This window comes from uncultured Marinobacter sp., from assembly GCF_963974375.1.
GTDB lineage: Bacteria > Pseudomonadota > Gammaproteobacteria > Pseudomonadales > Oleiphilaceae > Marinobacter.
The window spans coordinates 1-14,677 of record NZ_CAXBDN010000091.1; the positions used below are offsets into that span (position 1 = coordinate 1).

The 14,677-nt window shown below is 58.5% G+C and carries 11 protein-coding genes and 1 tRNA gene; 6 read left to right on the forward strand and 6 right to left on the reverse strand.

The window, feature by feature from the left end; translation table 11 throughout:
* The 4 genes from groL to gspD form a co-directional block, all read left to right on the forward strand.
* On the forward strand, positions 1 to 1,477 hold a 1,477-nt coding region (groL, locus tag AAC035_RS09645), incomplete at its 5' end, for a chaperonin GroEL (RefSeq protein WP_339803130.1).
* A gap of 252 nt (positions 1,478 to 1,729) precedes the next feature.
* Positions 1,730 to 2,524 (forward strand): type II secretion system protein N, encoded by a 795-nt coding sequence (gspN, locus tag AAC035_RS09650; protein WP_339803133.1) that lies wholly within the window; start codon positions 1,730 to 1,732, stop codon positions 2,522 to 2,524.
* Positions 2,524 to 3,369 (forward strand): type II secretion system protein N, encoded by an 846-nt coding sequence (locus tag AAC035_RS09655; RefSeq protein ID WP_339803136.1) that lies wholly within the window; start codon positions 2,524 to 2,526, stop codon positions 3,367 to 3,369. Before gspN ends, AAC035_RS09655 begins: the two co-directional genes overlap by 1 nt.
* Before the next feature lie 114 nt (positions 3,370 to 3,483).
* Entirely contained in the window at positions 3,484 to 5,445 is a 1,962-nt protein-coding gene (gspD, locus tag AAC035_RS09660; protein ID WP_339803139.1) for a type II secretion system secretin GspD, read from the forward strand.
* Between the two features lie 149 nt (positions 5,446 to 5,594).
* Here the strand turns inward: gspD and AAC035_RS09665 are convergent, their stop codons facing one another.
* From AAC035_RS09665 to purE, 6 genes are all read right to left on the reverse strand, one after another.
* Positions 5,595 to 7,544, reverse strand: coding sequence for a M48 family metallopeptidase (locus AAC035_RS09665; protein WP_339803142.1), 1,950 nt, complete (start codon positions 7,542 to 7,544; stop codon positions 5,595 to 5,597).
* A gap of 10 nt (positions 7,545 to 7,554) precedes the next feature.
* Positions 7,555 to 8,145 carry a LemA family protein gene (locus tag AAC035_RS09670; protein ID WP_339803145.1) on the reverse strand — a complete coding sequence of 197 codons (591 nt, stop codon included), beginning with the start codon at positions 8,143 to 8,145 and terminating at the stop codon, positions 7,555 to 7,557.
* 65 nt (positions 8,146 to 8,210) lie between these two features.
* Entirely contained in the window at positions 8,211 to 10,304 is a 2,094-nt protein-coding gene (locus tag AAC035_RS09675) for an EAL domain-containing protein (protein ID WP_339803148.1), read from the reverse strand.
* 288 nt (positions 10,305 to 10,592) lie between these two features.
* Complete coding sequence (gene sodB / locus AAC035_RS09680) at positions 10,593 to 11,171, reverse strand: superoxide dismutase [Fe] (RefSeq protein WP_339803151.1); 579 nt, start codon at positions 11,169 to 11,171, stop codon at positions 10,593 to 10,595.
* A 202-nt stretch (positions 11,172 to 11,373) separates the two neighbouring features.
* Positions 11,374 to 12,489: a 5-(carboxyamino)imidazole ribonucleotide synthase gene (locus AAC035_RS09685; RefSeq protein WP_339803159.1), complete on the reverse strand. Its 1,116-nt coding sequence runs from the start codon at positions 12,487 to 12,489 to the stop codon at positions 11,374 to 11,376.
* A 44-nt stretch (positions 12,490 to 12,533) separates the two neighbouring features.
* Complete coding sequence (gene purE / locus AAC035_RS09690) at positions 12,534 to 13,028, reverse strand: 5-(carboxyamino)imidazole ribonucleotide mutase (RefSeq protein WP_339803154.1); 495 nt, start codon at positions 13,026 to 13,028, stop codon at positions 12,534 to 12,536.
* Between the two features lie 386 nt (positions 13,029 to 13,414).
* Between purE and AAC035_RS09695 the strand changes: the two genes are divergently transcribed.
* Both AAC035_RS09695 and AAC035_RS09700 read left to right on the forward strand, forming a co-directional pair.
* Positions 13,415 to 14,431, forward strand: a complete 1,017-nt coding sequence (locus tag AAC035_RS09695; RefSeq protein ID WP_339803157.1) for a hypothetical protein — start codon at positions 13,415 to 13,417, stop codon at positions 14,429 to 14,431.
* Positions 14,432 to 14,601: 170 nt separating this feature from the next.
* Positions 14,602 to 14,677 (forward strand) — tRNA-Val (locus AAC035_RS09700).

The following is a 14,677-nucleotide window of genomic DNA, read 5'->3' on the forward strand; positions in this document are numbered from 1 at the left end:
GGCCAAGGAAATCGAACTGGAAGACAAGTTCGAGAACATGGGCGCCCAGATGGTCAAGGAAGTTGCTTCCCAGACCAACGACACCGCTGGCGATGGCACCACAACGGCTACCGTTCTGGCCCAGTCTATCGTTAACGAAGGCATCAAGGCTGTTACTGCCGGCATGAATCCGATGGATCTCAAGCGCGGCATTGACAAGGGTACCGCGGCAGCCGTCAAGGCAATCCGTGACATGGCCAAGCCCTGCAACGACAACCGTAACATTGCTCAGGTCGGTACCATTTCTGCCAACGGCGACGAGTCTATCGGCAAGATCATTGCTGACGCCATGGAGCGCGTGGGCAAAGAAGGCGTGATCACCGTTGAGGAAGGTCGCGGTCTGGAAGACGAGCTGGACGTGGTCGAGGGTATGCAGTTCGACCGTGGCTACCTGTCGCCGTACTTCATCAACAACCAGGACAGCATGGCTGTTGAACTTGACGATCCGTACATGCTGCTGGTCGACAAGAAGATCTCCAACATCCGCGAGCTGCTGCCAGTGCTGGAAGCCGTTGCCAAAGCAGGCAAGCCGCTGATGATCATCGCCGAAGATATCGAAGGCGAAGCGCTGGCCACTCTGGTGGTCAACAACATGCGTGGTATCGTCAAGGTAGCCGCTGTCAAAGCGCCTGGCTTCGGTGACCGTCGCAAGGAAATGCTGCAGGATATCGCTATCCTGACCGGTGGTACCGTGATCTCTGAAGAGGTTGGTCTGTCCCTGGAGAACACCACTCTGGACGACCTGGGTACCGCCAAGCGCGTTAACCTGACCAAGGAAAACACCACCATCATCGATGGTGCTGGCGCCCAGGCAGATATTCACGCCCGTGTTGAGCAGATCCGCAAGCAGATTGAGGAAAGCTCCTCCGATTACGACAAAGAGAAGCTGCAGGAACGCGTCGCCAAACTGGCCGGCGGTGTTGCGGTTATCAAGATCGGTGCCGGTTCTGAAGTGGAAATGAAAGAGAAAAAGGCCCGTGTTGAAGATGCTCTGCACTCAACCCGTGCTGCAGTAGAAGAAGGCATTGTTCCTGGCGGCGGTGTGACCCTGATCCGTGCTATCGCGGCTCTGGACAGCGTTGATGCCATCAACGACGAGCAAAAGGCTGGCGTCAATATCCTGCGCCGCGCCATGGAAGCTCCTCTGCGTCAGATCGTATTCAACGCAGGCGGTGAAGCTTCTGTTGTGGTTGCCAAGGTTCGTGACGGCGAAGGTTCCTTCGGGTACAACGCAGCCACTGAAGAATACGGCGACATGCTGGAAATGGGTATCCTGGATCCTGCCAAGGTCACCCGTTCCGCGCTGCAGGCCGCGGCTTCCGTAGCCAGTCTGATCATCACCACCGAGGCGATGATTGCTGACGAGCCGGACGACGAAAAGGCCGGTGGCGGTATGCCGGATATGGGCGGTATGGGTGGTATGGGCGGCATGATGTAATATGCCGGCCCGGCCCCTTTAGCCGGACCAGAAAGCCCCGCAGGGTAAGCCTCTGCGGGGCTTTTTTTGTCTCTGAAGTTTTGAGTTGCAGGGATGACTGCCGTTACAATCGTTGGTCGTGTCTGCACCCGTAGAATTCTGTGCCACAATAAACCTGTGACGCAATGTCATAAACCTGTCGCAGGTTCTTGCTAGAGTTGGATTTTTAGTGATAAAGAACTTACTTCTATTTTCGACGGCGCCCATCAGCCCATGACCGAAAGCCCAGAACGAGCCTTTGTGCGCCCCGGCAAGCTTCTGCTTTTCATCTTTCTTGGCCTGCTTGTCTACCTGGCGGCCGTGGTGATGTGGATGCCGGCGGGCTGGTTGTGGGCGAGGGTGTCCCCGATGATCAGCCTGCCACCCCAGGTATCTGTACAGCAGGTGTCCGGCCGGTTGTGGCAGGGGGCGGCGCGCCTGAGTGTCGGCCGCCGTCCGGTTCGGGTGACCTGGTTATTATCCCCGCCTGATTTTGGCGAACTGGGCTTGCCGCTTGCAGTCTCCATAGAGAGCAGCCGCTCACGGGTAGCGGGTGATGTGTTTCTGAGTTGGCCGCTGGCGGCCCGGATCGATGCCCGCGGCACGATTCACGTTCCCGAATTCGCAGACGAGATTCGGGCCAGTGGTGGCGCCATGCTGGAAGGTGATGTGGTGATTGATCGCCTGCAGGTGTCACTGACAGACGCCGGCCTGCAGAGCGCCCGGGGGCTTGGTCGCTGGCCGGGAGGTAACGTCACCTGGCCCATGGGTGATCAGATGCAAAATGCAACTTTTCCACCGATGCAGGGTACACTGTCGGATCTGCGCAACGGTGTTTCACTGGTAATTTCGGAGCAGGACACCTCTGATCCGGCTGCCGATGCCAGCGTCACCCTGGACGGGATGATGGAAATCCGGGTGTACCGGAGAATGATTGATCTGGCAGGCCAGGCCTGGTCTTCCGCCGCCGCGCCTGGCGACGTGGTGTTCCGTGTCAGGCAGCCCCTGGTGTCCGGAGGTGGTCGCTGATGCCTCGCAGAAAGGTCCGGGTACTACCTCGCTGGGTCTCGCGCTGGCTGGCCAATCTGCTGCTGCTGGGGTTTGTCACGCACCTGGCGCTTGCGGCTGCGTGGTTGACCTGGACAGTGTTATGGCAGGAGCAGCCGGTAGCACCCGTCTACCAGGTGGGCGCTGAGGGCCAGTCACTGGCTTCGATTGGCCGGCCACTGGCAGCCTTTGAGATGTTTGGCCGGCCCCCCATGGACCAGGTGGCCGCCGCCGACACGGTGCGTCGCAACGCCCCGCAAACCAGCCTCAGGCTGCGTCTGGAGGGCGTGCTGGTGTCCGAGCAGGCGGATCAGTCCAGTGCTATAGTTTCTGGATCGGGCACCACAACTGCCCACTACCGGGTAGGCGAAATGCTTCCGGGTAATGCGGAGCTTGTGGAGGTAGAGCCAGGGCGTATACTGATTCGGCGTCAGGGGGCCTTTGAGACCCTTGCATTCGATGAAGAATTTTCGGCGTCAGGGCAGGTAGAGGAAGTTCCGGAGGTGACTCAGGGATCACCGGAGGACTTTGTTGCGGAAGCTCAGGCACGACTGGATCGTGAAGGTGCGACGGCGTTACTTGCTTTTGGTCTGAGGCCGGTAGAGGATGGCGGCTCACAGGGGTACGTATTTGACGGCTCCAACGCCATGTTGCGTGCGATCAATCTGCAGCCGGGTGACGTGATTACATCGGTTAATGGCTATCAGCTGGGAGATCTTGACCAGGATCGGCAACTGCTGGAAAACCTGCGGTCAGAGCGCCAGCTGGAAGTGGAAGTCGAGCGGGCGGGTGCCCGCTTCACGGTGACCTATGCGTTGCCACAGTAAACCTGCCAAAGGGTGTTGCACCGGTTGCGATGCCAGAAAGCAGCAAGGGATCTCAGGAAACACAATCAGAAAGCCATCTCTGAAGGCTTCATCGATACAGGACGCGATCGTTGCATGATTAAGCTCACCACTCCCGTTGTCAGGGCCATCCTTCTGGCTCTCCTGTTGCCACTGATGTCCATGGCGCATGCCCAGGATGGCACCTGGCGGCTGAATCTCAAGGATGCAGATATCCGGGCCTTTGTTACCCAGGTGGCCGATATCACCGGGTACAGCTTCGTGGTGGACCCCCGGGTGAAAGGAAAGGTGACCGTTCTTTCCAGCGCCCCCATGAACAAGGACGAGATTTACGATCTGTTCCTGGCGGTATTGCAGGTTCATGGCTTTACCGCGATTCCCGGTGAAGACGTCATCAAGGTCATCCAGCAGGTGGATGCGAAGCAGAATGCGGAAGTGCTGGACCGGTTTGAGACAATACCCTCGGAGCAGTTGATGACCCGGGTTATTGCCGTGAATAACGCCAACGCCCTGGAACTGGTGCCGATTCTGCGGCCACTGGTGGCCAAGTATGGGCACCTGGCGGGCGTTGCTGCAGCCAACGCTCTGATTGTCAGTGATCATGCCGCCAACATTCAGCGGATCGAGAACATCGTCCGTGATCTGGACAGCCCGGCAGAATACGAAGTGGAGGTTCTCCAGCTGCAGGAGGCCTGGGTAGGCGATATGGTCACCCTGTTGCAGGAACTGGCTCCCGACGAGCTGGGCCGCAGCGGCGCTGGCGAGGGCGCCCGCAAGTTCAGCGTGACCGCCGATGAGCGGAGCAACCGTCTGATACTTCGTGGTGACAAGAACTTCCGCGACAAGATGCGTAATCTGATTCGCCAGCTGGATCAGCCTTCGGCTACCGGAGGCACCACCAAAGTGGTTCGCCTGAAACACGCAGACTCAGAAAATCTGGTTGAAATTCTTCAGGGCGTAATGGGAGAGGTGGTCCGTGAGGCTGAGGGTGGTGGCTCCGGCGGGGGCGGTGGCAGCAGCGGTCGTTCGTCCGGTTTCTCGGTGTTTGCCGATGAAGGACTGAATGCCCTGGTGGTCCGGGGCGAGCCCTCGATGCTGCAGGAAGCAGAAATGATCATCGCCCAGCTCGATGTCCGTCGTGCCCAGGTGATGATCGAAGCGGCCATTGTCGAGATCAGTGATGACCTGGGGCAGGATCTCGGTGTTCAGTTTGCCCTGGGTGACGAGTCAGGCAGCTCGACCCCGGTAATCGGTACCAACTTCAATAATGTCGGTCGCAGTATCGGCGACGTGCTGAGCGCTATCCTGAGCCAGAGCGCCATTACGCCGGCAGTCGGTGGGGTGACCATAGGCGCTGGTCAGAGAAACCGGGACGGTGTCACCTGGGGGGTGCTGTTGCAGGCTCTGTCCACCTCGGCGGCCGCCAATCTGCTGTCTACCCCAAGCATTATCACCCTCGATAATCAGGAATCCGAGATTATTGTTGGTCAGAACGTACCTTTCCGTACCGGACAGCAAGGCACCACCGGCGACGGCCTGAGCAACCCGTTCACCACCATTGAGCGTCGTGATATCGGTCTGACCCTGAAGGTGACACCAACCATCAGCGCCGATGGCCTGGTCCGGCTGGTGGTAGAGCAGACTACCGAAAGCATCGGTGACAGCATTGAAAATGCATCGGACATCATCACCAACAAGCGTGAGATCAAGACCACGGTACTGGCTGATGACGGTGAGACCATCGTGCTGGGCGGGCTGATCAATGAAGATTTCCGGATCAACACCAGCAAGGTGCCCCTGCTGGGAGACATTCCGGTGCTGGGGCGGCTGTTCTCGTCCACCTCTGAAAGCCGTATAAAACGCAATCTGCTGGTGTTCCTGCGACCCACCATCATGCTGGGCAAGGAAGAAGCCGTGGCAGTAACAACCGACAAGTTTAACGGGCTGTGGGAGGTCAACCTTGGTGTTCGTCAGAAGCTTGGCTTGCCTGCTACCGACGAAACGCCCGAGATCCAGAGTCTGTTCAGGGGCAACCCCGGCATGGAACAGGTCGAATGACGGCGTTCTGATTCTGCACAAAAAAACCGGCTCAGGCCGGTTTTTTTGTGCAGAAAACGTAACTTCAGTGAATTGCGCTTCCTGTTCCGCAGCTGAGCGGGTGCCTGAAGAGGGCTGGGCAGCAGCGAGAATCAGATGAACGGTGCAGGTCAGGCAGTGCTCAGGGGTGGCAGCGGGCAATCCAGCTGGTCGGCGATCAGTCGGACCAGCTCGTACTCTCTGACGTCGATGTGGCCGTCATGCAGGATGCAATATCCGCAGGCATCAATAATGGCCGGTTTGAGCATAGGCGAGAGCTGATTGAGTCGTGCCAGTGATGCCTGAAGTTGCTTTACCGTGATCTTCCCGTGCAGCCCGGGGGGAGTGCCCTGGCCCGGCATAAAGCTGGCAAGCGCCTCCTGGTAGAGCTTCTCGGCCTCTGCCGGATGCTTGCTGGCAGCCCGCGCCATCAGGCTGAAGAGGCACTCAAGATCGGCAGAGACTTTCCGATAGCTCCGGTAACGGACGCTGACAGTGTGTCCTGCATCGGGGCCGAGGTGGCGCTTGAGGAAGCTGAAAAGAGCAAGTTCGAACAGGGTGACACGGCCATCAGCCCGTACAATCTCTCCGGTATGCCGGATCAGAAGCTTCTTTTCTTCCGGATCCAGCTGGCGCAGTATCGGCATGGCCAGCTCCAGGGCCGGGAACCGGATCACATCACCCTCGCTTACCAGCGTTGGCAGCAACCTGTTGATAATTTCAGGTTGGGGTCGCATCAGCGCCGTGTCCGGTATCTGCCACAGGCACTTGTTGCGCTCGTCGTCACTCATGTCACGGGTCAGCAGCGCCCAACACAGCTGTACGGCCCCGGTCCGGGTGTAGAGCAGGTCCCGAAATGACGGTGGTAACCGTCTTAACAGGGCAACGGCGTAGTCTTCATTCGCCGGTGTAACCGTACCGACCCGCTGCGACATCGGCTGGCCTCTGCCATGGCTGACTCTGGTGGAGGCAATGGCTGACGCACCGGAAGCGAAGCACCGGACCGCCTGGTCGGTCGGATTGGCTGCAGCCTGGCTGGTGGTGGCTGCCTGGTCCCTGAAACGCACTTTCAGCCGGCTCAGCAAGCCGGGCTGAATGGCGTTGATCCGTTCGTCGATGGGTGGGTGGGAGCCCAGCAGACGGCTGAATGCCATCCTGGTGCTTTCGCCAAAACACATATGGTTCATATCGCTGGCGTGGCTGGTGCTTTCCAGGTAGCCGGAACCCAGGCCAATCTTGTACAGGGCACCGCCGATACCTTCCGGGTTGCGGGTGAACTGAACGGAAGAGGCATCGGCCAGTCGCTCCCGCTCCCGGGAAACCGCGGCCTGAATCAGTCGGCCAAAGAACACCCCGACATAGCCGATGGCGGCCAGGGCGACGCCCACCAGCAACAGAATGGCCTGGCCATTGTTCCTGTTTCTGGAGGACGATACGTGGTGGCGGACAGAGGCGCCACGAAGCAGGAAAAAGCCGATCTGGCCGATGGTGAGAATGCCGGCCAGCAAGGCAATCAGCCGGACGTTGATGCGCATGTCACCATTGAGGATGTGACTGAACTCGTGGCCAACCACACCCTGAAGTTCGTCACGGTTGAGTTCGGTGAGTGCGCCCCGGGTCATGACCATCACCGCCTCATTGGGGCTGTAGCCGGCCACAAAGGCGTTGATCGCATGTTCATTATCCATGACATACAGTCGTGGTACCGGAATTCCGCTGGCGATGGCCATTTCTTCCACCACATTGCGCAGGCGGCGCTCATCCGCATCCTGGCTGGAAGGATCCAGTTCCCGGGCGTTGACCATCTTTGCGACCCGCTCGCCACCACCGGCAAGATCCATCCAGCGGATAAGGGAACCCGCCAGGATCAGCACTACGACCGCGCCCGCTGTGGCCAGGCCGTGACTGCCCAGCAGCCAGTGATCGAACCGCAAACCACTGTCTTCGCCACGGGTGACCAGATAGCCCACCACACAAACCGCCAGGGCAATCAGCACCACCGCCACGGAAAACAGCAGAATCAGCAGCAGGGTATTGCGGCGGGCATTGGCCTGGCGCTCAAAAAAACCGGGATTTGCCATGAGTCAGGCCTCAGAAGGCCACTTTCGGTGCCTGACGGGCTTCCGGCGATTCAAGCTCCAGCTGGGAGCTGGGTTTGAAGGCAAACATACCGGCTATCACATTGTTGGGGAAAGATTCCCGGAAAATGTTGTAACTCATGACGCTGTCGTTGAAGGCCTGGCGGGAAAAGGCCACCCGGTTTTCAGTACTGGTCAGCTCTTCCATCAGTTGCTGAACGGTCTCGTTTGCCTTGAGGTCCGGGTAGTTTTCAGAAACCGCGTAGAAATTTGCCAGCGCTTTGGTCAGGGCGTTTTCAGCCATACCCAGTTGTCTGATCTTGCCTCCATCCGCAGGGTCTGCGGCGGCATCCTTCTGGGCCTTGACGGCTCCGTTACGGGCTTCCATGACCTCGGTGAGGGTGTCGCGTTCATGGCTCATATAGGCTTTGGCAGATTCCACCAGGTTGGGAATCAGGTCATGGCGCCGCTGTAACTGAACGTCGATCTGGGCAAAGGCATTCTTGAACTGGTTGCGGAAAGATACCAGCCGGTTGTAAATGGAGACTATGTAAAGGGCAACAACAATGATGACTGCAAGGCCAATCAGGGTGGTTGTGGTCATGGGCTGTCCTGCGGTTCTTGAGCATTGATGCTCGGGCACGGGTTTTCGTTCACTGGTGTTGACGGTCAGTGATCGTTATCTTCCGTATTCTCCATGTTTTTCTCAAGCTTGCCGTGGAAATCTGCCACAAAACTGAACAGTTCTTCCGGGGGGAGGGGGCGGCTGAAGTAATAACCCTGTGCCATCTGGCAACCGCGCTGACGCAGATAGAATTCCTGCTCCGGGGTCTCCACCCCTTCTGCGATGACGGACAGGTTGAGGCTGCGTCCCAGATCGATAATGGTATTGGCAATGCGGGTATCGTCCTCATTGACCAGCAGATCCTGGATAAACTGTTTATCGATTTTCAGGTGCTGAAGGGGCATTTTCTTGAGGTAGGTCAGCGAGGAGTAACCGGTTCCGAAGTCGTCCACTGCAATAGTGATGCCTGCGCTGTTGAGCTGCCGCAGTTTACTGATGGCATCCTCCATGTTCTCCATGAAACCGGTTTCGGTAATCTCCAGCTCCAGGCGACCCGGAGGGATCTGATGTCTGCCCAGGGTGTCGAGGATCGTGCCCACGATATGGGGCTGACGTAGCTGCACCGCCGACAGGTTCACCGCGATACGAATAGGCAGCCCAGAGGCCGCCCAGGCTGCGGCTTGCCGGCAGGCCTCATTCAGCACCCAGTGCCCGATTTCAACAATACTGCCATTGAGCTCCGCCAGGGGAATGAAGTGATCCGGGGGCACCAGGCCCTGTTCCGGATGGTTCCAGCGCAGCAGCGCTTCGGCACCGACGAGGCGCCCGCTCTGAAGATTGATCTGGGGCTGATAGACCAGGTGAAACTGCCGCTCTGGCAGCGCCTGTGCCAGATCCTTTTCCAGCTGTTTGCGGGCACGGATTTCCTGATCCACACTGGCGATGAAAAACCGGATGTGGTTGCTGGCATCGCCCTTGGCGAGGGTCATGGTGTGTTCGGCATGCTGCAGAAGTCGGTCCGGATGGTCAGTATCCGTTGGATAGATCGCAACCCCGATGGTGGCGGTGATACGAATGGGTGTATCACCCAGTGACATTTTTTCGCTGAACAGACTGAGCAGGGATTCGGCCACCTCCGCTGCCTCGTATTCGTCTTCAACAGGCGAAGCAATGACCACGAACTGGTCGCTGTTAAGCCGGCCTGCCAGCATCCTGGTGTTGCCGAAAGGTTTCTGCAATCGCTCGGCGACCGTCTGCAGAATCTGGTCGCCAGTGTGGTAACCCAGTTGTTCGTTGATGGACTTGAAGTCATCGATTCCGCAACAGCAGACAGCAAGACGCTCACCAGATTTCAGGCACTCACTGATGGAGGTGGACAGGTTTGACAGAATCGTCTCCCGGGTGGGCAGTCCGGTCAGCCGGTCATAACGGGTGAGGCGGTTGGCGCGGGCTTCTGCATCTTCCTGACGTTGACGGCTGTCCTCTATCGCAACCAGCAGCCGATTGGTTGCACGCACATACAGATCCAGCTCGTCGCCATGATGGCCCGCCGGGCATTCAAGCAGGTATCGGTCAGGATGAGCCGGATCCACCCGGGTCAATGACCGGACAATATGTTGCAGTGGGCGGGTCAGCAGCCAGTGAATGAGTATGAAGGCTGCAAAGGCTGCCAGCAGCGCCCGGGCGATACCCACCGCAAGGGTAACCGCAGATCGTTCTATCCAGTTGTTTGCTCTCGGGAAGGTGTCGTACACCAGGGTCAGTTCACCATAGTCAATGGCCGTCTCGCCAGGGGCGTCGACACTACGGTTCAGGCTGGTGCTGTAGGTCCGGCTGGTACCAAAAAAGAAATCGGTGAGTGGTCGGTAAGAAGAATCCGCAAGCTGGCTGGAACGGCTGGCCAACTGATCGCCATCAGGGTGGCTGATACTGGCGCTGATCAGCGCATCCAGCTCGAAAAGCCCCTCGAGAACCTGCTCCGCAAGCTCTTCATCTACGCTGAATATGGCCTGGGTTGCCGGGTCCCGGATCAGGGCCAGGGTCTGAAGGCCATGCCGGTCAAGTTCGCTGGATACCCGACGGGCATCCGTGAGCATCTGTAAAACACTCAGGATAATGCCGGTAACGATGGCAACGGCAAGAACCCATCGCAGCATCCGGTAGCCAAGGCGATTTTCAAGTACGAAGTCTTTCGTCATGGTTATTATTCGGCACGCTTCTTTCGTGATCTGGTTGATCGCCAGGATTACAATTCAGACACTATGGAAAGTATGGTCCAGTTTCTGCCTATTGCACGCCTTTAACGGCACATTCTTCCAGATAATGAGGGCGCAGCGATGTTTCATTTTGTAACTTCTTGAGCATCGGACTTGAAGGGGAGGGGCGACGACGGAGAAACGATGTGACGGAATCCGGCCATAAAAAAACGCCCGCGGTGTGCGGGCGTTTTTCGGGCCGGAAATCCGGCCTGGTGAACAAGGGTCGGCTTACGCCAGGTTCTTGTTCACAAAGTCCCAGTTTACCAGGTTGAAGAATGCTTCCAGGTAGTTGGGGCGGGAGTTGCGGTAGTCGATGTAGTAGGCGTGTTCCCAGACATCAACGGTCAGTACTGGCGTGTCGGCGCCGGTCAGTGGGGTTTCCGCGTTACTGGTGTTGGTGATGGCGACGCTGCCGTCGGCCTTTTTCACCAGCCAGGTCCAGCCGGAGCCAAAGTTGTTGGCGGCCTTGTCGCTGAATTCCTTTTTGAATTCTTCGAAGGAGCCAAACGCCTTGGTGATGGCATCCGCGGCTGCACCGGTAGGCTCACCGCCGCCGTTCGGGCTGAGGCAGTTCCAGAAGAACGTGTGGTTCCAGACTTGCGCCGCATTGTTGAACAGCGGACCGCTGGCACTCTTGATGATGTCTTCCAGAGATTTGCCGGCGTTGTCAGTACCTTCCACCAGACCGTTGAGCTTGGTCACGTAGGTGTTGTGGTGCTTGCCGTAATGATACTCCAGAGTTTCCGCAGACATGTGCGGTTCCAGTGCGTTCTTTTCGTACGGAAGTGCGGGAAGTTCAAATGCCATGAGGTCGTTCTCCCTGGTTCTCTCAATGTGTCAGGGGCAAGGCTGCCCCCGATGAATGTACTGCGAATTTGAAGTCTACTGCGAATCGCTGATGCAGTCAGGCTGCACTCTTATAACGGATCCTTTGATCCGTAATTATTGGGGCTGGTGGAGTTTTTTCAAGGCCTGGATCCGGAATTCCGGATCCGCCTCGGTTCCGGCGTCAGCCTTTTGTCAGGGAGCAGCTGAATTCCGGGCTGCCAGGCAGAAAACTGGCGCAGTTTCGCACCCGCCACTTCAGTTCGTCGTAACTGTCTGCCAGGACGTTTACATGCCCCAGCTTGCGTCCCGGCCGTTCGCCCTTGCCGTAAAGGTGCAGGTGCGTGTAGGGCAGCTCCAGAATCCGGTCGGTGTCACCGTGTTCAGCAATGATATTGATCATGCAGCTCAGGCCGCGGGCATCGGTAGCCCCCAGAGGATGACCACTGACCGCCCGCACGTGATTCTCGAACTGACTGGTTTTTGCACCCTCGATGGTCCAGTGACCGGAGTTATGGACCCGTGGTGCCATTTCATTGGCCACCAGGCCATCGGCCGTAACAAACAGTTCAAGGGTGAGCACGCCCACGTAGTCGAGCTCGTTGAGCAGGCTCTTTATATAACGATGCGCCTGTGCTTCCAGATCACCACTGATTCCGGGCGCCGGTGCGATGGAATACCGCAGAATGCCTTCATGGTGGACATTTTCGGCCATGGGGTAGAAAACGACGTTACCGTCGATGGCCCTGACCGCGATGATGGATATTTCGCGGCTGAAGGTGACAAATTTCTCTACCATCAACCGGGAGTGACCGATGGCCTTCCAGGCCTCAGCGGCTTCGGCCGGGGACTTAAGCACCGCCTGCCCCTTGCCGTCGTACCCCTCGGTATTGGATTTGGCTACGACCGGACAGCCCAGAGCCTCCGCAGCGGCCTGCAGGCTTTCTGCACTGTCAGCTATGCGCCATTCCGGTGTGGGAATGCCCAGTTCTCCGAACAGGGTCTTCTCGGCTTCCCGGTTCTGGCAAACCTGAAGCGCACGAGGCGCCGGATAAACCGGTTTGTGCTGTGCAATGCGCTCTGCGACCTCCACCGGAAGGTGTTCAAATTCATAGGTGACCCGATCGACCCGCGCCAGGAAATCGTCCAGGTATTTGCCCTCACGATCAACAATGACTTCACCAAGACCGGCACTGGGGCTGCCAGACATGTCATAGAACACAAAGGACTTGGCCAGCGGGTAACCCGCCAGGGCCAGCATGCGCCCGAGCTGGCCGGCACCGAGCACACCGATAGTCATGGGCGCGGATCCTGCCTTGCCGGAGGTGTTCAGGCGGGAGTTGGTCATTGGCTGTCTCGTGGATCAGGGTTGTCCAGAATGGTCTGGGTCTGACTGGCCCGAAATGCATCCACGGCCTTGCGAACGACATCGTCATGGGTGCCCAGTATCTGCGCAGCCAGCAGTCCGGCGTTGGTGGCACCAGCGGTTCCGATAGCCAGAGTGCCGACGGCAATGCCACCGGGCATCTGGACGATGGACAACAGGGAGTCCAGTCCGCTCAGTGCTTTGGACTGAACCGGGACGCCCAGCACCGGCAACGAGGTCTGGGAGGCCACCATGCCAGGTAAGTGGGCAGCACCGCCGGCACCGGCAATGATGACTTTCAGGCCGCGTCCGGCAGCCGATTTTGCGTAGTCAAACAGCAAATCCGGCGTACGGTGGGCAGATACGACACGGGTTTCATAGCTGACCCCCAGTTTTTCCAGCATGGTGGCTGCATGCTCCATGGTGGGCCAGTCTGATTTGGAGCCCATGATCAGGCCGACTAGGGGTTGCATATCGATAGGATTCCCAATAAGTAGAGCGGGTGGAGGCCCCGGTCGAAAAAAAAACGGCAGGCTGCACTGAGGTTCCGGGGACGCTCGTCCGGGCACACCATGCAGCTATCCGGGAAACCAGCCATTTTAGATTTTGCCCGGCCTGCATGCAAATCCGGCGGGTCCCTTGCCGGGTTGTCTTGCCTGGTGACTTGCTATGGTGCTTGGTTACCCGAGGCTCAGGAGGCTATCATCAGGGCCGGTAGTTTAAGAGGCGGTCTATTACCCTGGCTGAGCCGAAGGGATCTGCAGGCTGACTTCAGGCTTGAGTCTGAACGCCATGTGCAGAGTGACCCCGAATGTCATGGTGCCGGTAAACCCGTCAGTCAACACAGAAAGAGGTTGTTATGGAATCCATTCGTCCCGATGCGGATGAACTCAGGGCCGGTGCAAAAGTCGATGATAGCGCAGGCAGTGACGCGCCCGGCCGGAAGCGGCGTCCTGCTGCCCCGGCACAGGACCGCTCGCTGGCCAAAGGAGGTCGGGGCGGCAATGGCGAAGGCGGCAGCTCCGGAAGCGGGCGTGGGGGCAGCGGTCGCGGCTCCGGATTGCTGTGGCTGCTGGTGCTGATCATGGCAGCCGGGGGTGGCTGGTTTGGCTGGCAAATGCACAGCAAGGTGGAACTGCTGGAGAGTCAGCTCGAAGAGGCCGACTACTGGGTGCGGCAGAGTAAGCTGGCACTGGCCCGTTTTGAAGGCGACCTTTCTGAAACCGGCGAGAACCTGGAGCAGCGAGGATCGTCCATCGACGAGCAGCTTGTTAAGCTGCAGCAAGCACTGACCACCAGCAACGATGAAATCCGCAAGCTGTGGGTGCTGTCCAACGAGCGTAACCGGCCCCGTATCGAGAGCTTGACCACAGAGCTGGAAGCCATAACCGGCACTGCTGCCGAACTCAAAGCGCAGCTGGCGAGGATTGAGGTCGCTCAGGCCGAAACTGATGAGGCCGTTGTCGCGCTCAGTGAGCAGGGCCAGGTGCTGGATCAGCGTCTGGTCAGTCTCGATGACAGGGTTGACGCCTCGGGGCAGGATGTGGACCGCAAAATTGCCGCCCTGGATAACAAGCTGACCGCCACAGAGCAGCGTTTGGAGGCGGTGGTGGCCAGTGCAGAGGAGGCGGTCGACAGTCGCCTGCAGCGATTTGCCCGGGAGCAGAAACTGGCCGCGGATGGCCTCGAAGGCCGCGTTGCTGCTCTGGAGCGAGGGGATAGCAAGGTGGCGCCCCTTGAGCGTCAGCTGGGTGAGACCCGACAGCGGCTGGCAGAGGCGGAACAGACTCTCAAGGCGGTAGATGCGTCCCGAGCCCAGCTGACCTCCCGCCTCGTCCGGTTGCAGGAGCAGGTTGACAGGCTTGCCTCTGATTGACGCTAACCATTGGAATTGACTGGAAAATAAACAGTGTGCAGGCGGGCAGTAAAAAAACAGCCGAAATAACCGGAAAGATTTGACACCGCCGCAGAAATACTTAAAATGCGCGTCTCACTTGAGTGATGTGGGTAGCAACGCTGCCAGCAGCTTCAGGTGTTCCGGACGTTGGGTGGTTAGCTCAGCTGGGAGAGCATCGCCCTTACAAGGCGAGGGTCGGGGGTTCGATCCCCTCACCACCCACCA